At 72.4% G+C, this 21,057-nt stretch carries 12 protein-coding genes; 9 read left to right on the top strand and 3 right to left on the bottom strand.

The window, feature by feature from the left end:
• The first annotated feature begins 193 nt into the window (after positions 1 to 193).
• From ACZ4TO_RS36280 to ACZ4TO_RS36295, 4 genes are all read left to right on the top strand, one after another.
• Positions 194 to 2,038 (top strand): ABC transporter ATP-binding protein, encoded by a 1,845-nt coding sequence (locus tag ACZ4TO_RS36280; protein ID WP_468026412.1) that lies wholly within the window; start codon positions 194 to 196, stop codon positions 2,036 to 2,038.
• Positions 2,035 to 3,900, top strand: coding sequence for an ABC transporter ATP-binding protein (locus tag ACZ4TO_RS36285; protein ID WP_468026413.1), 1,866 nt, complete (start codon positions 2,035 to 2,037; stop codon positions 3,898 to 3,900). The genes ACZ4TO_RS36280 and ACZ4TO_RS36285 overlap by 4 nt, the downstream gene beginning before the upstream one ends.
• Before the next feature lie 67 nt (positions 3,901 to 3,967).
• Positions 3,968 to 5,740, top strand: a complete 1,773-nt coding sequence (locus ACZ4TO_RS36290; RefSeq protein ID WP_468026414.1) for an ABC transporter transmembrane domain-containing protein — start codon at positions 3,968 to 3,970, stop codon at positions 5,738 to 5,740.
• Positions 5,737 to 7,494: an ABC transporter ATP-binding protein gene (locus ACZ4TO_RS36295; RefSeq protein WP_468026415.1), complete on the top strand. Its 1,758-nt coding sequence runs from the start codon at positions 5,737 to 5,739 to the stop codon at positions 7,492 to 7,494. Before ACZ4TO_RS36290 ends, ACZ4TO_RS36295 begins: the two co-directional genes overlap by 4 nt.
• A 37-nt stretch (positions 7,495 to 7,531) precedes the next feature.
• On the opposite strand, the gene ACZ4TO_RS36300 is transcribed toward ACZ4TO_RS36295, so the two are convergent.
• Together ACZ4TO_RS36300 and ACZ4TO_RS36305 are read right to left on the bottom strand one after the other, a co-directional pair.
• Positions 7,532 to 7,930: a hypothetical protein gene (locus tag ACZ4TO_RS36300; protein ID WP_468026416.1), complete on the bottom strand. Its 399-nt coding sequence runs from the start codon at positions 7,928 to 7,930 to the stop codon at positions 7,532 to 7,534.
• A 92-nt stretch (positions 7,931 to 8,022) separates the two neighbouring features.
• Positions 8,023 to 8,826 carry a TNT domain-containing protein gene (locus ACZ4TO_RS36305; protein WP_382791248.1) on the bottom strand — a complete coding sequence of 268 codons (804 nt, stop codon included), beginning with the start codon at positions 8,824 to 8,826 and terminating at the stop codon, positions 8,023 to 8,025.
• A gap of 562 nt (positions 8,827 to 9,388) precedes the next feature.
• Between ACZ4TO_RS36305 and ACZ4TO_RS36310 the strand changes: the two genes are divergently transcribed.
• The 3 genes from ACZ4TO_RS36310 to ACZ4TO_RS36320 all read left to right on the top strand — a co-directional run bounded on the left by ACZ4TO_RS36310 (position 9,389) and on the right by ACZ4TO_RS36320 (position 13,976).
• On the top strand, positions 9,389 to 11,434 hold the full coding sequence (locus tag ACZ4TO_RS36310) for a M4 family metallopeptidase (protein ID WP_468026417.1): 2,046 nt from the start codon (positions 9,389 to 9,391) through the stop codon (positions 11,432 to 11,434).
• A gap of 309 nt (positions 11,435 to 11,743) precedes the next feature.
• Positions 11,744 to 13,405 carry a M4 family metallopeptidase gene (locus tag ACZ4TO_RS36315; RefSeq protein WP_468026418.1) on the top strand — a complete coding sequence of 554 codons (1,662 nt, stop codon included), beginning with the start codon at positions 11,744 to 11,746 and terminating at the stop codon, positions 13,403 to 13,405.
• A 70-nt stretch (positions 13,406 to 13,475) separates the two neighbouring features.
• Positions 13,476 to 13,976 carry a DUF1990 family protein gene (locus ACZ4TO_RS36320; RefSeq protein WP_382791256.1) on the top strand — a complete coding sequence of 167 codons (501 nt, stop codon included), beginning with the start codon at positions 13,476 to 13,478 and terminating at the stop codon, positions 13,974 to 13,976.
• Positions 13,977 to 14,052: 76 nt separating this feature from the next.
• Here ACZ4TO_RS36320 and ACZ4TO_RS36325 read toward each other — a convergent pair whose 3' ends face one another.
• Complete coding sequence (locus ACZ4TO_RS36325) at positions 14,053 to 16,671, bottom strand: glycosyltransferase family 1 protein (RefSeq protein WP_385047058.1); 2,619 nt, start codon at positions 16,669 to 16,671, stop codon at positions 14,053 to 14,055.
• A 327-nt stretch (positions 16,672 to 16,998) separates the two neighbouring features.
• Between ACZ4TO_RS36325 and ACZ4TO_RS36330 the strand changes: the two genes are divergently transcribed.
• Positions 16,999 to 18,285 carry a S8 family peptidase gene (locus tag ACZ4TO_RS36330; protein WP_468026419.1) on the top strand — a complete coding sequence of 429 codons (1,287 nt, stop codon included), beginning with the start codon at positions 16,999 to 17,001 and terminating at the stop codon, positions 18,283 to 18,285.
• 221 nt (positions 18,286 to 18,506) lie between these two features.
• Positions 18,507 to 20,960, top strand: a complete 2,454-nt coding sequence (locus tag ACZ4TO_RS36335; RefSeq protein WP_468026420.1) for an alpha-1,4-glucan--maltose-1-phosphate maltosyltransferase — start codon at positions 18,507 to 18,509, stop codon at positions 20,958 to 20,960.
• Positions 20,961 to 21,057 lie beyond the last annotated feature (97 nt).

Here is a 21,057-nt window from a genome sequence, read left to right on the forward strand (position 1 = left end):
CGACGTGCCTCGGGGGCGGCGTCGCGACGCCCCCTGGGGATCAGCGCCGCGCGCTCCCCGAAGGCCCCGGGGTTCGGCGCCGTACCGCTCCTCGAAGGCCCCGGGGACGACCGCTCGCGGAGCGCCCCGGACGGTCCGGACGTGCCGAAAACTCGGTGGGCACTGTCAGTGGTGAAACGTAGGCTCGCTCATGATGACCTCCTCCGACGCCGCCGCCCACGGCCACCCCGACCGTTCGACCGTACGCAGCCTCTTGCGCCTGTGGCCCTACGTCCGCCCGGTGCGGGCGAGATGGTTCGCCGCGGCGTTCGTCGCCGTCGTCGCCTCCTGTCTCTCGCTCGTGTTCCCGCTGATCCTGAAGTGGATGGTGGACGGTCCCGTCACGGGGCACGATCCGGCGGGCGTCTGGCTCGGGGCGCTGTATCTGCTGTTGCTCGGCATCGCCGAGGCCGGTCTGTTCGGGCTGCGCCGCTGGCTGGTGGCCCGCCCGCTGGCCGGGGTCGAGGCCGGGATGCGGGCCGATCTGTACCGTCATCTCCAGCGCCTGCCGGTCGCCTTCCACGACCGCTGGGCGTCCGGCCAGCTCCTGTCCCGGGCGACCACCGATCTGATGCTGGTCCGCATGTTCCTGGCGTTCCCGCTGACCTTCCTGCTGGTCAACGGCGTGACGATCCTCGCGGGCATCAGCATCATGCTGGCCCAGCAGTGGACCCTCGGGCTGGTCCTCCTCGCCCCCGCCGTCCCCGTCATGATCGTCTGCTGGTTCTTCGAGCGGCGTTACGCGGAGGTGGCGCGGCGGGCCCAGGACCAGGTCGGCGATCTGACGACGGTGGTCGAGGAGAGTGTGCTCGGCATCCGGATCATCAAGGGGTTCGGCCGCCATCGCAGCCAGGCGCGGGCGTTTCGCGAGCTGTCCCGGACGCTGCGCGGCACGGAACTGGTCAAGGCCCGGCTGCTCGCCTCCATCTGGGGCGTCATCGTCACCCTGCCCGAGTTCGCGATCGGCGCGGCCCTCGTCCTCGGCACGGTGCAGGTCGCCGACGGCCGTCTGTCCGCCGGCACGCTGGTGGCGTTCCTGTCGACGGCGCTCGCGCTGCGCTGGCCCGTCGACTCGATCGGCTTCCTCCTCGCGATGAGCCAGGAGGCCGCGACGGCCACCGAGCGGTACTTCGAGGTCATGCGGGCGACACCGGAGTCGGACGGCACCGCGGCCGCGGTCGCCCCCGCGGCCCCGCCCGCGACCGGCACAAGCACCGACACCGACACCGACAGCGACAGCGACAGCGACAGCGACAGCGGACTGCGTTTCCACGGTGTCGAGTTCCGCTACCCCGACGCCCCCGCGGACACGCCCCCGGTGCTCGCCCGCATCGACCTGCACGTCCGCTCCGGCGAGAGCATGGCCCTCGTCGGCGCCACCGGCAGCGGAAAGACCACCCTCACCGCCCTCGTGCCCCGCCTGCACGAGGTGACGTCCGGCCGGATCACCCTGGACGGCCGGGACATCACGCGGATGCCCCGCGAGGAGCTGCGCGAACTCGTGGCCGTCGCCTTCGAGGAACCCACCCTGTTCTCGGCCACCGTCGGCGAGAACGTCCTGATGGGCGCCCCCGAGAGTGCCGGCCGCGAGGAGCTGGACCGCGCTCTCGCGGTCGCCCAGGCCGACTTCGCGCACACGCTGCCCCAGGGCACGGCGACCCAGGTCGGCGAACAGGGCCTCAGCCTGTCCGGCGGGCAGCGGCAGCGGCTCGCGCTGGCCCGCGCGGTGGTCGGCCGCCCGCGCTTCCTGGTGCTCGACGACCCGCTGTCGGCGCTCGACGTGCACACCGAGGCGGCGGTCGAGGCCGCCCTGCGCCGGGTGCTGGCCGAGACGACCGCCCTGATCGTGGCGCACCGCCCCTCCACGGTCCTGCTGGCCGACCGGGTGGCCCTGATCTCCGACGGCCGCATCGCGGCGGTCGGCACCCACCACGAACTGCTGCGCACCCATGCCGAATACGCCCACCTGATGTCGGGGACAGAGGAGGACGGCCGATGACGGCGGCGCCCACGACCACCGCACCGGACAAGGAACCGAAGACCGACGCGCCCTCGGGGCCCGAGCCGCACCAGGACCCCTTCGACCACGACACCCTGCCCGCTCCCCCGGGCGCGACCGCGACGCTGCTGCGCTCGCTGCTCGCCCCGCTGCGGGCCCGGGTGGCCCTGACCACCGTTCTGCTGCTGCTCCAGCAGGCGGCCGTGCAGGCGGGCCCGCTGCTCGTCGCGTACGCCATCGACCGCGCCGTACCGGCGTTCCGGCAGGACGACCACGGGCCGCTGATCGCGGTCGGCGCCGCCTACCTGCTGTGCTCGGCGGCCTCCGGCGGGCTCCAGTACGCCTTCATCATCGCCTCGGCCCGGGTCAACCAGGACGTGCTGCTCGACCTGCGCGGCCGGATCTTCCGGCACGCCCAGGCGCTCAGCGTCGACTTCCACGAGCGCTACACCTCGGGCCGGCTGATCTCCCGCTCCACGACGGACGTCGAGTCGCTGCGCGAACTGCTCAGCGAGGGGCTCCAGGAACTCGTCACCGTCATCCTGTCCTTCGTCTACATCTCGGCGATGCTGCTCTGGCTCGACCTCGGTCTGGGCGCGGTCGCGGTGGCCTCCTTCGTGCCGCTCTACCTGCTCATCCGCCGCTACCAGCGCCGCGCGGGACAGATCTTCGCCGTCCGTTCGACGACGATCGCCGCGGTGATCGTGAAGTTCGCGGAGACGATGAACGGCATCCGGCCGGTGCGCGCGTTCCGCCGGGAGGCCGCCAACGAGGCCGAGTTCAAGGTCCTCAACCGACGCCACGAGCGGACGAACGGCGACGCGCTGCTGGAGATGGCCCGCTATGTCGTCGGCTCCCGCCTGGTCGCCAACACGGCCGTCGCGGGCATCGTGCTGTGGGGCGCCTACCGGGTGGCCTCGGACTCGCTCGCGCTCGGTGTGCTCGCCGCCGCGGTCCTCTATCTGCGCCGGCTCTACGACCCCATCGACCGGCTCGGCATGTTCCTGAACTCCTACCAGTCCGCCGCGGCCTCGCTGGAGAAGATCGCCGGTCTGCTGGCCCAGACGCCGTCCGTGCCGGAGCCGTCCGTGCCCCGGCAGCTTCCGGCCCTCGCGTCCGAACACCCCGGCCGCGAGGTCGTGTTCGACGAGGTCCGCTTCGCGTACCGCACCGGCGGCGAGGTCCTGCCCTCCTTCTCGCTCACCCTGCCCGCCGGACAGACGGTGGCCGTGGTCGGCTCGACCGGCGCCGGCAAGTCGACGCTGGCCAAGCTGCTGGCCCGGTTCTACGACCCCTCCGACGGCCGGGTCCTGCTCGACGGCGTCGATCTGCGCGAGCTCGCGGTGCCCGAACTGCGGCGCGGGGTCGTGATGGTGACCCAGGAGGCGTTCCTGTTCTCGGGCACGGTCGCCGAGAACATCGCGATCGGCCGCCCCGAGGCGTCGCGCGAGGAGATCGAGCGGGCGGCCAAGGCGATCGGCGCGCACGACTTCATCAGCGCGCTGCCCGACGGCTACGACACGGACGTGCGCAAGCGCGGCGGCCGGATCTCCGCCGGCCAGCGCCAACTCGTCGCCTTCGCCCGCGCACTGCTGGCCGACCCGGCGGTCCTGATCCTCGACGAGGCGACCAGCTCGCTGGACATCCCGGGCGAACGGGCGGTGCAGCGCGCCATGTCGACGGTCCTGCGGGGCCGTACGGCGGTGGTCATCGCGCACCGGCTGTCGACGGTGGCGATCGCCGACCGGGTCCTGGTGATGGAGCACGGCCGGATCGTCGAGGACGGGCCGCCCGCCGAACTGATCGCGGGCACGGGCCGTTTCGCGGACCTGCACAAGGCCTGGCGGGACAGTCTCGTCTAGTGGACGGGCGTGCCCACGGGCCGGTCACGCCGCGGGCGGCGGCCGGAGAGGGAGCGGAAGAGGGCTGATGATCGACACGTACGGGGATCCGGGGACACCGGACCGCCGGGGCGGCTGGCGGTTCCTGTGGTGGCTGGTCACCCGGCAGGCGCACCGCTCGGTCACCGGCGCGGTGGTGTCCACCGTGTGGATGGGGCTCACGGCACTGACGCCGTATCTCCTGTCCCGGGCCATCGACGACGGGCTGGAGCCGGGTGACGGGGCCGCGCTGGCGGGCTGGACGGCCGCCGTGCTCGGCACCGGGGCGTTCAACGCCGGTCTGGGTGTCGTGCGGCACCGCACGATGACCAGGGTCCGGATGGACGCCAACTTCCGTACGGTCAAGCTCGTGGTCGAGCACGCGGCCCGGCTCGGCGCCGCGCTCTCGCGGCAGACCGGCACGGGGGAGATCGTCACGGTCGGTGTCCGCGACGTGAACACGATCAGCAACTCGCTGACGGTCGTCGGGCCCGGTCTGGCCGCGGTCGTCACCTACGGCGTGGTGGCCGCGCTGCTGCTGCCGGTCTCGGTGCAGCTCTCCGCGGTGATCCTGCTCGGGGTGCCGCTGACGGCCGGGCTCGTCGGTCCGCTGACGGTCCGCCTCCAGGGAGCCGAGACGGGCTACCGCGAACGGCAGTCCGTCCTGACCGCGCGCGTCGGCGACCTCGCCGGCGGTCTGCGCGTCCTGAACGGGCTCGGCGGCAAGGGGCTGTTCGCGGACGCGTTCCGCCGCGACTCGCGGAAGCTGCGCGAACAGGGCTACCGGGTCGGCGCGGTGACGAGCTGGATCCAGGCCCTGGGCGTGGGCATGCCGACCGTCCTGCTGGCCGCGGTGACCTGGCTCGCGGCCCGGCTGGCGGCCCAGGGCGACATCACCATCGGCCAGTTGGTGTCCGTGTACGGCTATGTCGCGGTCCTCGTCCTGCCGGTGTACTTCTTCATCGAGTGCGGCTACGAACTCTCCCGGGCCGTCGTCGCCGCCCGGCGCGTCGTACGGTTCCTCTCCCTGGAGCCCGTCGCCACTCCCCCGGACGCGCTCGACGCCCCGGGATCCCCGGCACTGCTGCACGATCCGGAGTCCGGGGTCCGGGTGGTCCCGGGAAGGCTGACCGTGCTGGCCGGGGCCCGCCCCGAACAGTCCGCCGCCGTGGTCGACCGCCTCGGCCGCTACGCCGCCTCGGACGTGACCTGGGGCGGTGTACGGCTCGACGCGGTCGCCCTGCCCCAGGTGCGCGAACGGATCCTGGTCGCCGACAACGAGGCCGATCTGTTCGCCGGCACGCTGCGCGAGACCGTCGGGGCACGCCGGGAGCCCGACGACGGGACCATCGGCCGGGCCGTGCGCGCGGCCGCCGCCGACGACATCGTCCTCGGGCTGCCGGACGGCCTCGACGCGGCCCTCGACGCGCAGGGCCGCAACCTGTCCGGCGGCCAGCGGCAGCGGGTCCGGCTCGTGCGCGCGCTCCTCGCCGATCCCGAGGTGCTGCTCGCCGTCGAACCGACCTCGGCGCTCGACGCCCACACCGAGGCGACGGTCGCGGCCCGGCTGCGCGCCGCCCGCACGGACCGTACGACCGTCGTGACGAGCACGTCGCCGCTCGTCCTGGACCACGCGGACACCGTCTGCTTCCTCGTCGACGGCAAGGCCGCGGCCACGGGCAGCCACCGCGAACTCCTGCGGACGGAACCGGGATACCGGTCGCTGGTCTCCCGCGACGCGGAACCGGAGGAGGACGCGGAGCCGGGGGACGCCGGGGACGCGGGCCCGGTGGCGGGCGTGGACGAGGAGGTGGCGCTGTGACGGGCCGGCTGCCGGTGGCGGGACGCGCCGAGGTGCGGCGGGCGGCGCTGCGGCTCATCCGCGCGGACGGGCGGGTGTTCGCCGCCGTGCTCGCCCTCAACGCGCTGGCCGCCGGAGCCGGTCTGGTCGGCCCCTGGCTGCTCGGGCGGATGATCGACGACGTGCGCGACGGCGCCGGAGTCGAGGCGGTGGACGGGCCTGCGCTCGTCATCCTGCTGGCCGCGCTGGTCCAGCTCCTGCTGTCGCGCTGGGCCGCGTACGTGGGCTACCGCTTCGGCGAGCGGACGCTCGCGCGGGTGCGCGAGGAGTTCGTGGAGCGGACCCTGACGCTGCCCGCGTCGGTCGTGGAACGGGCGGGCACCGGTGATCTGACGGCACGCGCCACCGCCGACGTCACCGAGGTGGGCACCACCCTGCGCGACACGGGGCCCCAGCTCCTGATCTCCGGCGCGCAGGCGCTGTTCGTCCTCGTCGCCGTCTTCGTCATCGACCCGCTGCTCGGCCTGTGCGGGGTGCTGGGACTGACCGGCATCGGCTTCGCGCTGCGCTGGTACCTGCGCCGGGCGCGGACCGCCTATCTCGCCCAGGGCGCCGCCGGTTCGGAGGTCGCCGAGATCCTCGCGGCCACCGCGTCGGGCGCCCGCACGGTGGAGGCGTTCGGGCTGGGCGAGCGCCGGAGCCGGGCGAGCCGGGACGCGCTGGAGGTGTCCCGGGTGACGCGGATGCGGACCCTGTTCCTGCGCAGCGTGTTCTTCCCGGCCGTGGAGACCTCCTACGTCGTGCCGGTCGTGGCGGTCCTCCTGGTGGGCGGCGCGCTGCACGCCCGGGGCACGCTGAGTCTCGGCACGGTGGTCGCCGCGACGCTGTATCTGCACCGGCTCGCCGAACCGCTCGACCAGATCCTGAGCCAGGTCGAGCAACTGCAGAGCAGCGGCGCCTCGTTCGCCCGTGTGGAGGGTCTGGCGGGCGCGCCGCGCGCCGTCCCGGCCGGCTCCCCCGTGCCGGCGGACGACCGGATCGACGTCACGGGCGTGCGCTACGCGTACGAGCGGGGCGGCGACGTGCTGCGCGGGGTCGATCTGACGGTGCGTCCCGGGGAACGGCTGGCGGTCGTGGGCCCCTCCGGGGCGGGGAAGACCACGCTGAGCAGACTGCTCGCGGGGGTCGACGCCCCGGGCAGCGGGTCGGTGACGGTCGGAGGGGTGCCGGTCGTCGACCTCGACCCGGAGCAGCTCCGCCGGCACGTCGTGCTCGTCACCCAGGAGCACCACGTGTTCCTCGGCACGCTCCGCGACAACCTGCTCATCGCCGAACCGGACGCCGACGACGCCGCGTTGTGGGCCGCCCTCGCGGCGGTCGGCGCGAAGGACTGGGCCGGGGACCTCCCGGGCGGGCTGGACACCGAACTGGGGGCCCAGGCCCTGCACGTCGACGGCTCCCGTGCCCAGCAGCTCGCGCTGGCCCGGGTGGTGCTCGCCGACCCGCACACGCTGATCCTCGACGAGGCCACGGCGCTCCTGGACCCGACGACCGCCCGGCACACGGAGCGGGCGCTGGCCACCGTGCTGGAGGGGCGGACCGTCATCGCGATCGCCCACCGGCTGCACACCGCCCACGACGCGGACCGGGTGGCGGTGATGGAGGACGGCCGGCTGTCCGAACTGGGCACGCACGACGAACTGGTGGCGGCCGGGGGGCCGTACGCGGCGCTGTGGCACTCGTGGCACGGGGACCGGGACCCCTCCGCCGGCTGAACCGCGTCCGCGGAGGCGGCCGGGCCCACCGGGCCGGCTACGCGGGAGGGCTTTCCGGGGGCTCCTCGCCGGGCGCCCCGGCCGTCCCGCGGAGCAGTTCGGCGAGGGCCGCTTCCAGGTCGTCGTCGGCCTGGCGTTGCAGGGCCTCGGGGTCCGGGGGCGGGGCGGCGGGCTCTCCGGGGGCGGAGGCCGCGGCGGGCGGGGGCCCGCCGAGAAGCCGGTCGTGGATCCACCGGCAGGCCTCGTCCTCGTCGGTGAACCGCTCGAAGACCTGGCGGGCCCCCCGCTCGTGGACACCCACGGTCCAGTCGCCCTCGTGGCCGTCGAGGAAGTAGCGGTCGGCGGCGAGGTGCCGGCCCGGGCAGTCCACGATCTCGTAGGACGTGGCGGGGATCCGGGCCGCTTCGAGGGCCCGGCACAGCGCGAACCGGTCCATGTGATCGGCCTTCCGCCGGGGCGGAGCCGGCCCGGTCGTCGCCGGGTCCGGCTTCCGCGCGCGGTCGTGCGCCTCCGAGGGAGGGCGCGTGGTCAGCCGTTGGTGCGTACCAGCGTGCCGTTGCTCACGAGGTCCGCCACCGTCGTGCGGGGGATGTCGGGGCAGAACCGGCTCGACGTCACGTACTGGGTGCCGAGGCCGGGCTGCTCGAAGCCGGGGGCGGTCCTGCCCGCGCAGACCGTGACGTCCTTGGCCAGCTTGTAGGAGTGGTAGTTGTACGGGTAGCGCGGGTCGGAGGTGTTGAGGCTCGACGGCGGGATGACACGCTTGCCGTACTTGGTGCCCTTCGGGGCCAGGAAGCGCCCCGCCTCGCTGCCGAAGCGGTCGAGCCGCAGGCCGGCGTGGAGGACGAGCGGGGCGGCGACCACCGTTCCGTTGCGGTGGGTGAAGCCGTCGTCCGGCGGGTAACGCCAGTCGCCCTGGCCCGAGTCGGCGGTGGGGTCCCACCACTTGTCGAGGAACTGCACGGCGGTGAGACCGCCGAGGCGGTCGTAGCGCTGGAGGATGTTCCCCAGGATGCCCCTGGTCGGCAGCCACCGGGGACCGAGGCGCCAGTCACCGCAGAAGTAGAGGCGGCGCAGCCTCGGCGGGATGGGGTCGGGCACGAGCCCCCGGCACACGCGCGAGGGGTCGGACGCGTTCGGCTGGTCCGCCGGCTTCACGTGCCCGGGGGCCGGCTTGGGCTCCGGGGTGGCGGACAGGGTGGGGACGGTGCCGGCCGTGCGGCTGTCGCCGGGGTGGCCGGACGCCGCGGCCGGGACGGAGGAGCCGAGCATCAGGGAGCCGGCCAGGCCTCCCAGCGCCGCAAGGCTCGCACACCAATGTGACCTTCTCACCAAACCTCCTGCGGGTATGCCTGTCCGGATCGCACCGCCTCGCCCGGTCGGGGACGCCGGGTACGGACCGGAATGCCGTTGATCACTCAAACCGCAGGGGCCGGGACCGGGCGTGCGGACGTGCCGGAAGGCCCCCGAAAGGGTCGGGGCTTCATTCCGTTGCTGACGGCGGGCCGGTCATCTGGCGGTACGCGCGGCCGGCCGGGGCCCCGCGCCGGGGCGCCCCGAAGGCCGGCCGGAGGTTGGCCGGAGGGTTTGGCCGAAACACCGTCACCCCGCACGCCGGGGCGAACATCCGAAGGCCAGTCCGTATATCGAACATGACTAACCGGACAACGGACCGTTTCCGGCCATTTTTGTGACGCGGTCCTGACAGAAAGGGTTATCTCCTGCCACTCTTCCCTCGGCCACTTCACAGCCACCTCACAGCAACGTCAGCTGTGACGGGCCGAACGACCCCATGCACCTGGTTCCGCGTACGCCCAGTTCTGCCCGGACGGTTTCGTCGATCGTCCGGTCTCCCCTGGCCGCGCGATCCGCGGCCATGCAGAAGGAGTCAGTGTTGAGCAGCAGTTCTCCCCACAGACGCACCTCCCACATCACCAAGCGCCGCGTCACCGGTGTCGCCCTCGTCGGCGTCACCGCCCTGCTGGCCGCGGCCGTCCAGTCGGGCGCCGCGAGCGCCGCCCCCGAACAGGCCCCCCGTGCGGGCCGGGTCAACCCGGGCGCCGTCGCCATGAAGCTCAGCGCCTCCCAGCGCGCCGAGCTGATACGCGACGCCGACGCGGCCAAGGCCACCACCGCCCGGGACCTGGGTCTCGGCGCCGGCGAGAGCCTCGTCGCCCGTGACGTCATGAAGGACGCGGACGGCACCGTCCACACCCGCTACGAGCGGACGTACGAAGGACTGCCGGTCCTCGGCGGCGACCTGGTCGTCGACACCTCCAAGTCGGGGCGGACCGGGCACGTCTACAAGGCGACGAAGGCGTCCCTGAAGGTCGCCGACCTCAAGCCCTCGATCGCCGCGGGCACGGCGGAGAAGCAGGCGCTGGCCGCCGCCAGGGCCGCCGGCTCGAAGAGCACCGCCGCCGACCGGGCTCCCCGCAAGGTGATCTGGGCCGCGAGCGGCAAGCCGACCCTCGCCTACGAGACCGTCGTCGGCGGCCTCCAGGACGACGGCACCCCCAACGAGCTGCACGTCATCACCGACGCGGCCACCGGCAAGAAGCTCTACGAGTACCAGGGCATCGAGACCGGCATCGGCAACACCCAGTACAGCGGCCAGGTGACCCTGACGACGACGCAGTCGGGCTCCAACTACACGCTGACCGACGGCGCGCGCGGCGGCCACAAGACGTACAACCTGAACCACGGCTCGTCGGGCACCGGCACGCTGTTCTCGCAGACGAACGACACCTGGGGCAACGGCACCACGTCGAACGCCGCCACGGCCGGCGCGGACGCCCACTACGGCGCCGCGGAGACCTGGGACTTCTACAAGAACACCTTCGGCCGCAGCGGCATCAAGAACAACGGCGTCGGGGCGTACTCGCGCGTCCACTACGGCAACGCGTACGTCAACGCGTTCTGGGACGACGGCTGCTTCTGCATGACCTACGGCGACGGGTCCGGGAACGCCGACCCGCTGACCGCGCTCGACGTGGCCGGCCACGAGATGAGCCACGGCGTCACCTCCAACACCGCGGGCCTCAACTACTCGGGCGAGTCCGGCGGTCTGAACGAGGCGACCTCCGACATCTTCGGCACCGGCGTGGAGTTCTACGCCAACAACTCGACCGACGTGGGCGACTACCTCATCGGCGAGAAGATCGACATCAACGGCGACGGCACCCCGCTGCGCTACATGGACAAGCCGAGCAAGGACGGCGCCTCCAAGGACTCCTGGTACTCCGGAGTCGGCAACGTCGACGTGCACTACTCGTCGGGTGTCGCCAACCACTTCTTCTACCTGCTGAGCGAGGGCAGCGGCGCCAAGGTCATCAACGGCGTCAGCTACAACTCGCCCACCTCCGACGGGCTTCCGGTCACCGGCATCGGCCGCGACAAGGCGCTGCAGATCTGGTACCGCGCGCTCACCACCAAGTTCACCTCGACCACCAACTACGCGTCGGCCCGTACCGGCACGCTGGCGGCGGCGGGCGAGCTGTACGGCACCACGAGCGCCGAGTACACGGCGGTGCAGAACGCCTGGGCCGCCGTGAACGTCGGTTCGCGGCCGGGCGGTGGCGGCGGTGGCGGCACGTCGTTCGAGAACACGGCCGACGTATCGATTCCGGACAACGGCGCGGCGGTCACGTCGTCGATCACGGTCAGCGGCCGTACCGGCAACGCCCCGTCGAACCTCGCGGTGGCGGTCGACATCGTGCACACCTGGCGCGGTGACCTGGTGATCGATCTGGTCGCCCCGGACGGCTCGACCTACCGTCTGAAGAACTTCAGCTCGTCCGACTCGGCGGACAACGTGAACGCGACCTACACGGTCAACGCGTCCTCCGAAGTCGCCAACGGCACCTGGAAACTGAAGGTCCAGGACCAGGCGGCCCAGGACACCGGCTACATCAACAGCTGGAAGCTCACCTTCCCGTAGGCCGCGCCGGAAGTCCGCGCGCGAGCGGTGCGCCAGGGCGCCGCCCCGGAGGTTCGACTCCCCGGGGCGGCGCCCTCCTTTTACCGGAAAGGGAGTTTGCGCCGACCCGCCCTTGGCGCGGGCCGGATCGCGCCCCGGTGACCCAACTGTTCACCTGGTCGACGATTTTCGGCCAAGGTCTTTATGGGCTCCTGACATGTACGCGGCTGGGATGGCACGCTTCACCCGCACGGCTCACCTGCACCGCAACTTCCCAACCGTCCATCCGGCCCCCACGCCGTTCGGACGTCCCCACAAGAAGGAGCTTGCGTGACCCCCCTCTACGCGCGTCACAAGCGCACCACTCTGGCCATCGCCACCGCTGTCGCCGCCGGAGCCCTGCTCACCACCGGTCTGACCACCGGAGCTTCCGCCCAGACCGAGGCCTCCCCCGCCGGCCGGGTCACCCCCCTCGCCGCGGCCCCGGTCCAGCTCTCCGCCTCCGCCCGCACCGCGCTCATCCAGAAGGCCGACGCCGCCAAGACGGAGACGGCTCAGCGCATAGGCCTCGGTGCCAAGGAGAAGCTCGTCGTCAGAGACGTCGTCAAGGATGCCGACGGCACGGTCCACACCCGCTACGAGCGCACGTACAACGGCCTTCCGGTCCTCGGCGGCGACCTCGTCGTGCACGAGAAGGCCGGCAAGACCGAGGGCGTGACCCGTGCGACCAAGACGGCCATCAAGGTCGCCTCGCTCAAGCCGCTGGTCACCACCGCCAAGGCCGAGAAGCAGGCGCTGACCGCCGCCAAGGACGCCGGCTCGGCCAAGACCGCCGCCGACCAGGCTCCCCGCAAGGTGATCTGGGCCGCGAGCGGCAAGCCGACCCTCGCCTACGAGACCGTCGTCGGCGGCCTCCAGGACGACGGCACCCCCAACGAGCTGCACGTCATCACCGACGCGGCCACCGGCAAGAAGCTCTACGAGTACCAGGGCATCGAGACCGGCACCGGCAAGACGCTCTACTCGGGCACGGTCACGCTCAACACCACCCTGTCGGGCTCGACGTACAGCCTGACCGACGGCACCCGCGGCAGCCACAAGACGTACAACAAGTCGCACACCACGACCTCCTCCGCGGGCACGCTGTTCACCGACGCGGACGACGTCTGGGGCACCGGCGCGGCCTCCAGCTCCACCACCGACCAGACCGCGGCCGCCGACGCCGCCTACGGCGCGCAGGTGACCTGGGACTTCTACAAGAACACCTTCGGCCGCAGCGGCATCAAGAACAACGGCGTCGGGGCGTACTCGCGCGTCCACTACGGCAACGCGTACGTCAACGCGTTCTGGGACGACAGCTGCTTCTGCATGACCTACGGCGACGGCTCGGGCAACACGCACCCGCTGACCTCGCTCGACGTCGCGGGCCACGAGATGAGCCACGGCGTCACCGCCAACACCGCCGGCCTCAACTACTCGGGCGAGTCCGGCGGCCTGAACGAGGCCACCTCGGACATCTTCGGCACCGGTGTCGAGTTCTACGCGGCGAACTCCTCCGACGTGGGCGACTACCTCATCGGCGAGAAGATCAACATCAACGGCGACGGCACCCCGCTGCGCTACATGGACAAGCCGAGCAAGGACGGCGGCTCCGCGGACTACTGGTCCTCCACCGTCGGCAACAAGGACGTGCACTACTCGTCCGGCGTCGCGAACCACTTCTTCTACCTCCTCTCGGAGGGCAGCGGTTCGAAGACGATCAACGGTGTCAGCTACAACTCCCCGACCTACAGCGGCTCGACGGTCACCGGCATCGGCCGGGCCAAGGCCCTGCAGATCTGGTACAAGGCGCTGACGACCTACATGACCTCGTCGACGAACTACAAGGGCGCCCGTACGGCCACCCTGTCGGCGGCGTCCGCGCTGTACGGCTCCAGCAGCACCGAGTACGCGACGGTGGCGGCGGCCTGGACCGCGGTCAACGTCAGCTAGTGCGAACGTAATCGAACCGAGGCGGCACCCGGCACGGAATCGTGCCGGGTGCCGCCTTACGCTTGCCCCCATGCCCTACACGTACGAGGACGTGGGCGCGACCCGCGAGGACCGCTGCCCCCCGGGCTTCCACCGACTGCACGTCCGCTCCCGCATCGGCGAGGGCGAAGCCGTCTTCCGGCGCGCGTCCGAAGCCCTGATGACCTGGGAGATGCACCGGGCCATGGGGATCCGCATGGTCTCCGAGGCCGGCAAGGCGGCGCCGGGGGTCGACGTCACGGTCGGCATCGGCCTGATCAAGGCCCCCTGCCGCATAGTCTGGACCGCCGAGGAGTACCGGCGCACCGCCTGGGCCTACGGGACCCTTTCCGGTCATCCCGAGTGCGGCGAGGAGGCCTTCGTCGTCTCGCGCACCGGCGACGGCACCGTCTGGCTCACGATCACGGCCTTCAGCCGCGCGGCCAAGTGGTACGCCCGCGCGGGCGGCGCCGTCACCCGCGGTCTGCAGCACGCCTACGCCCAGCGCTGCGGCAAGGTGATGCGGCGGCTGTGCGCGGGGCTCGACTCCTGAGACGGCAGACCGGCGCGACCCGGGCGAGCCGTGGTGCACGGCTCGCCCCGATCACGCCGGTCTCGCGGGCTGCGCCTCAGCGCATCAGCAGACCCGCGCCCTCTCCCGTCTCCTCCGAGGGCACCGCCACCAGACCCAGTTCCGCGCCGGAGGCCAGCAGGCGGTGCGACGGCAGGATCCGGACCGTGTAGCCGAAGGAGCCCGTGCGGTCGAGGGACAACGGGCCCTCGTACGCCCAACGGCCTTCCAGATCCGGGCCGTTGGTCGGCTTCAGCGGGACACAGACCGCGTCCGCGATGCGGTCGTCCCCGTCGACCCGGCCCGCCACCGCCTGCACCTCCACGTCGTCGGGGACGAGGTCGCCCAGACCGACGCGGACGCGCAGCGACAGCGTGGTGCCCAGTTCGGCGGTCGTGGTGGCCGAGGACGCCTCGACGTGATCGACCGTGACCCGCGGCCAGGCGGCCCGAACCCGTGACTTCCAGGCGGCCAGCTCACGGGCCGTCCCGGCGGTGAGGGAACGATGGGCCTGGGCCGCCGGGGCGTACAGGCGCTCCACGTACTCGCGCACCATCCGGCCGGCCAGGACCTTCGGCCCGAGGTGGGTCAGCGTCCGGCGGACCATCTCGATCCACCGGTCGGGCAGTCCCTCCTGGCCGCGCTCGTAGAAGCGAGGGGCCACCCGCTGCTCCAGCAGGTCGTACAGGGCCGCGGCCTCCAGCTCGTCCCGGCGGTCGTCGTCGGTCGCGGTGCCGTCCGCGGTCGGGATCGCCCAGCCGAAGTCCGGCTGGAACCATTCGTCCCACCAGCCGTCCAGGACGGAGAGGTTGAGACAGCCGTTGAGCGCGGCCTTCATCCCGCTCGTGCCGCACGCCTCCAGCGGACGCAGCGGGTTGTTGAGCCAGATGTCGCAGCCCGGGTAGAGCTTCTGCGCCATGGCCATGCCGTAGTCGGGCAGGAAGACGATCCGGTGGCGCACCCGCGGGTCGTCCGCGAACCGGACCAGTTCCTGGATCAGCCGCTTGCCGCCGTCGTCCGCGGGGTGCGCCTTGCCCGCGACGACGATCTGGACCGGCCGCTCGGAGTGCAGCATCAGGTCCATGAGCCGGTCGCGGTCGCGCAGCATGAGCGTCAGACGTTTGTACGAGGGGACGCGGCGGGCGAAGCCGATGGTGAGGACGTCGGGGTCGAGGACGCCGTCGATCCAGCCGAGTTCGGCCGTACCGGCGCCGCGCTGGCGCCAGGAGGCCCGCAGCCGGTCCCGTACCTCCATGACCAGTTGTTCCCGCAGCACCCTGCGCAGGTCCCAGATCTCCTGGTCGGCGATCTCGGCCACCGCGTCCCAGCGGTCGGAGCCGCCGACGGTCAGCGCGTCCTCGGTGCGCTGCGCGCCGACCTGCCGGGCGCCGAGGCGGAAGACCTCGGGGGCCACCCAGGTCGGTGCGTGGACGCCGTTGGTGACCGAGGTGATCGGCACCTCGTCGGGGTCGAAGCCCGGCCAGAGCCCGGAGAACATCTCCCGGCTGACCTGGCCGTGCAGCAGGGAGACGCCGTTCGCCCGCTGGCCGAGCCGCAGGCCCATCACGGCCATGTTGAAGAGGTTCGGCTCGCCTCCGGGATAGGTCTCCATGCCGAGGGCGAGGACGCGCTCCACGTCGATGCGCGGGAGTTCGGCGTCGGCGCCGAAGTGGCGGGCGACCACCTCCCGGTCGAAGCGGTCGATGCCGGCGGGCACCGGCGTGTGGGTGGTGAAGACCGTGCCGGCCCTGACCGCCTCCAGCGCGGAGTCGAAGTCCAGTCCCTTGTCGCCGAGTTCGGCGATCCGCTCCAGGCCGAGGAACCCCGCGTGCCCCTCGTTGGTGTGGAACACCTCGGGCTGCGGGTGCCCGGTCAGGCGGCAGTACGTCCTGACCGCCCGCACCCCTCCTATGCCGAGGAGCATCTCCTGGAGCAGCCGGTGCTCGCTGCCGCCGCCGTAGAGCCGGTCGGTGACCCCGCGTTCACCGACGCCGTTCTCCTCGACGTCGGAGTCGAGCATCAGCAGCGGGACGCGGCCGACCTGGGCCAGCCAGATCCGGGCGCGCAGCGCGCGGCCGCCGGGCAGCGCGAGGGACACCTGGGCGGGGGTGCCGTCGTCCTCGCTCAGCGGCACCACGGGCAGTTCGTTGGGGTCGAGGACCGGATAGTGCTCCTGCTGCCAGCCCTCGCGGGACAGGGACTGGCGGAAGTAGCCGTGCCGGTAGAGCAGGCCGACGCCGATCAGCGGGACACCGAGGTCGCTGGCCGCCTTGAGATGGTCGCCCGCGAGGATGCCGAGGCCCCCCGAGTACTGCGGCAGGGCGGCCGTGATGCCGAACTCGGGCGAGAAGTAGGCGATGGCGGCGGGCAGGTCGGAGGTCTGTGTCTGGTACCAGCGGTCGCCGCCCATGTACTCGCGCAGGTCGTCGCGGACCTCGGCCAGACGGCGCAGGAAGCGGCTGTCCTCGGTGAGTTCCGCGAGCCGCCCGGCGGGCACGCTGCCGAGCAGGCGCACGGGGTCGTCGCCGCACGCGGCCCAGCGCTCGGGGTCGACGGACCGGAAGAGGTCGCGGGTCTCTGCGTGCCAGGACCAGCGGAGGTTGCGGGCCAGGTCACTGAGCGGGTGAAGGGCTTCGGGGAGCACGGGTCGGACGGTGAATCTGCGGATCGCCTTCACGAATTCCACCTTCACGGAGGACGTACGCGGCTGAGGGACGCACGGCGTTGTGCGCCCTTCGTCACCCACGACGTTAGCGGCGAGGGTGCCTTCGCGACACGGCGCATCGCGGCACGGCCCCCGATCGGAGCCGACCGTGTGACATCGGCGTGAAATCGACGCAACCTTCGCGGACGCCTCAGGGAGGGCATGGCCGATTCCACCCGCATAGGCGGTCTTGTGATGCTTCGCACCGCACGAGAGGCTCACTGGGTGGCGTACGGCCGGACCCCGTCCCAGCGGCCGGACCGGCCTCGGTACGTCGCGTCGAGGAGGGGAACTCAGGTCATGGCACGGACGAGGAAGTGGCGTCTGCGCTGGGCGGCGGGGCTCACGGCGGTCGCGACGGCCGCGGTGCTTTCGGCCAACGCCCCGCCCGCGCGGGCGGCCCGGGCGGGACGGATGTCCGGCGCGGGGGAGCCGGGCTCCGTCAGCGGCAGCTACATCGTGACACTCAAGGGCGGTACGCGGGCTCCGTCGTCGGCCGGCGCGAGCGTCGCCGAACGGTACGGAGCGAGAATCAGCCACACCTACGGCACAGCTCTCAACGGCTTCTCCGTGCGGGCCGACGCGAGACAGGCCGGGCGGCTCGCCACGGACCCCCGCGTGGCCTCCGTCGTCCAGGACACCCGGGTGACGTTCGAGGGGGTGAGAGATCCGGGTGTCACGGTCGGCCGGGCCCTGGCCGACCGCGTGGCCGCCGGCTCGGTGCCGGCCGGCCACGCGAGCGCCGACCGCGTCCAGAGCGACCCGCCGTCGTGGGGGCTGGACCGGATCGACCAGAGGGGCCGAGCGCTCGACCGGCGGTACACGGCACCCGGCTCGGCCGGCTCGGGAGTGACCGTCTACGTCATCGACACCGGTGTCCGTGTCACCCACCGGGACTTCGGCGGCCGGGCGAGCTACGGCTGGGACTTCGTCGACGGCGACGGGACGGCCCAGGACGGCAACGGCCACGGCACCCACGTCGCGGGGACGGTCGCCGGGGCCGGGTACGGCGTGGCGAAGAAGGCCAGGATCGTGGCCGTCCGCGTCCTCGACGACAAGGGCGCCGGCTCCACCGCCCAGGTCATCGCCGGCATCGACTGGGTCACCCGGCACGCGAGGAAGCCGGCCGTGGCCAACCTCAGCCTGGGCGGACCCGCCAACGCCCAGCTCGACGCGGCCGTCCGCAACTCCATCGCCTCCGGCGTGACCTACACGGTCGCGGCGGGCAACTCCGGGCTGCCGGCCTCGCTCTGCTCCCCCGCCCGGGTCGCGGAGGCGCTCACGGTCGGCGCGACGGACCGGACCGACGCGCGGGCGCGCTTCTCGAACTCCGGGCCCTCGCTGGACCTCTTCGCGCCGGGGGTGGACATCACGTCGACTTCGTACACCGGAGACAGGGCGAAAGCCACCTACTCCGGAACGTCGATGGCGAGCCCGCACGCCGCCGGCGCGGCCGCGCTGTATCTGGCGGACCATCCACGCGCCGCACCCGCGCAGGTGGCGAAGGCGCTGGTGAGACGGGCGGTCCCGGGAAAGGTGTCGGGTGCGGGCACGGGTTCGCCGGACAGGCTCCTGCACATCGGCTGACCCTGGGGTGACGCCGGCACGACCAGGGTGATTCGGCCACACCGCACCGGCCTCGCCTGCCCGGGACGAGGCCGGTCTTGTGTGTAGACATACGCGTGAGTAGTTAACAAAGTGCCGGAATGCCCACCCGCATAGGGTGGGAAGGCTCCTCCGGTACGCCCGCAGGCCCCACCTCCCCACACGCCATCCGCCCACCCACGTTGACGCGGACAGGAGCGGTCATGCCCGCCACGCACCACACGTCGCCACCCCCGACGACCACCCCCGAGACCCCCCGGACACGCGCGGCCGAATCCGGGTCCCGTACACCCGCTTCGTCCGCCGCACCCGGGAAACCGTCGGCCGCCGCCGGCACCGACCCCGGCACCTCCGCCGCCGGCACCCCCGCCACCACGCCGGAGACGCCGTCCGCGGACGCGTCCGCTCCGGCGACGTCCGAGCGCAAGGCCACCACGGCGCGCTCCAAGGCGGCCAAGTCCGCTCCCAAGACGGCCAAGTCCTCCGCCCCGAAGACGGCCAAGGCGGCCAAGACCGCCAAGACGGCCGCTCCCAAGGCGGGGAAGAGCGCTCCGAAGGGGGCGAAGGCCACTCCCGAAACGGCCAGGGCCGCCGTCCCCGCCACCCGCGCCCCCGACGCGCCCCTCACCGCCGTCACTCCGGCGACGGCCGTCGGGCGGATCCCCGTCCTCGACGTCCGCCCGGTCGTCCAGCACGGACGCCGTCCCGCCAAGGCGGTGGTGGGCGAGGAGTTCGAGGTGTCGGCCACGGTCTTCCGCGAGGGCCATGACGCCGTCGCCGCGAACGTCGTCCTGCGCGACCCGGACGGCCGCCCCGGCCCGTGGACACCGATGCGCGAGCTGGCCCCCGGCACCGACCGCTGGGGGGCGAGGGTGAGTGCCGGCCCGGAGGGCCGCTGGACGTACACCGTGGAGGCGTGGGGAGACCCGGTCACGACCTGGCGGCATCACGCGGGCATCAAGATCCCGGCCGGTCTCGACACCGAGCTGGTGCTGGAGGAGGGCGCCCTGCTGTACGAGCGGGCGGTGGCCGGCCTGCCGAAGGGGCCCCGGGGCAAGAGGAGCAGGGACACGCTTCTCGGAGCCGTGGACGCGCTGCGCGACACCGGCCGCCCGGTGGCCTCCCGTCTCGCCGCCGCGCTGACCCCGCAGGTGGACGCCGTCCTCGCGGAGCACCCGCTGCGCGAGCTGGTGACCTCGTCCGAGCCGTTGCCGTTGCTGGTGGAGCGGGAGCGGGCGCTCTACGGGGCGTGGTACGAGTTCTTCCCGCGTTCGGAGGGCGGTCGGGTCGACGCGCCGGTGCACGGCACGTTCCGGACGGCGGCCGAACGGCTGCCCGCGATCGCGGAGATGGGCTTCGACGTCGTCTACCTCCCGCCGATCCACCCCATCGGCAGCACCTTCCGCAAGGGCCCGGACAACACGCTGTCCGCGGGCCCCGAGGACGTCGGGGTGCCCTGGGCGATCGGCTCCCCCGAGGGCGGCCACGACGCGGTCCACCCCGATCTGGGCACCCTGGAGGACTTCGACGCCTTCGTCGCCCGGGCCGCTGCGCTCGGCCTGGAGATCGCGCTGGACTTCGCGCTCCAGTGCTCCCCGGACCACCCCTGGGTGGAGAAGCACCCAGAGTGGTTCCACCACCGCCCCGACAACACCATCGCCTACGCGGAGAACCCGCCCAAGAAGTACCAGGACATCTACCCCATCGCCTTCGACCAGGACATGCCCGGCCTGGTCCGCGAGACGGTGCGGGTGCTGCGCCACTGGATGGACCACGGCGTGCGGATCTTCCGCGTCGACAACCCGCACACCAAGCCGGTCGTGTTCTGGGAGCGGGTGATCGCGGACATCAACGCCACCGACCCCGACGTGATCTTCCTGGCCGAGGCCTTCACCCGGCCCGCGATGATGCGGACCCTGGCCGAGGTCGGCTTCCAGCAGTCGTACACCTACTTCACCTGGCGCAACACCAAAGAGGAACTGACCGAGTACCTCACCGAACTCTCGGGCGACTCGGCCGCCCGCATGCGGCCCAACCTGTTCGTCAACACCCCCGACATCCTCCACGAGTTCCTCCAGCACGGCGGCCGCCCCGCCTTCGAACTGCGCGCCGTCCTCGCCGCCACCCTCTCCCCCACCTGGGGCATCTACAGCGGCTACGAGCTCTGTGAGAACACCCCCCTGCGCCGGGGCAGCGAGGAGTACCTCCACTCCGAGAAGTACCAGCTCCGCCCGCGCGACTGGGAGTCGGCGGAGCGGGACGGCCGGAGCATCGCGCCGCTGGTGCGCGAGCTCAACGCGATCAGACGACGCAGTCCCGCGCTGCGCCAACTGCGTGACCTGCACTTCCACCACGCCGACCAGGAGGCGGTGATCGTCTTCTCCAAGTCCGCGACGGACGCCCGCGGTTCGAACACGGTTGTGGTCGTCGTCAACCTCGACCCGCACCACATCCAGGAGGCCACGGTCTCGTTGGACATGCCGCAACTCGGCCTGGACTGGCACGAGTCGGTGCCGGTGCGCGACGAGCTCACCGGCGAGACCTACCACTGGGGCAGGACCAACTATGTGCGCCTGGAGCCGGGTGACCGGCCGGCGCACATCCTCACCGTCCTGCGACCGTCCTCACCGTTGATCGGAGGGTCACCCACCACATGATCGTCAATGAGCCCGTCCCTGACACCTTCGAGGACACCCCGGCCAAGGACCGCGATCCCGAATGGTTCAAACGCGCCGTCTTCTACGAGGTCCTGGT

Source organism: Streptomyces sp. NPDC028298 (genome assembly GCF_055565895.1).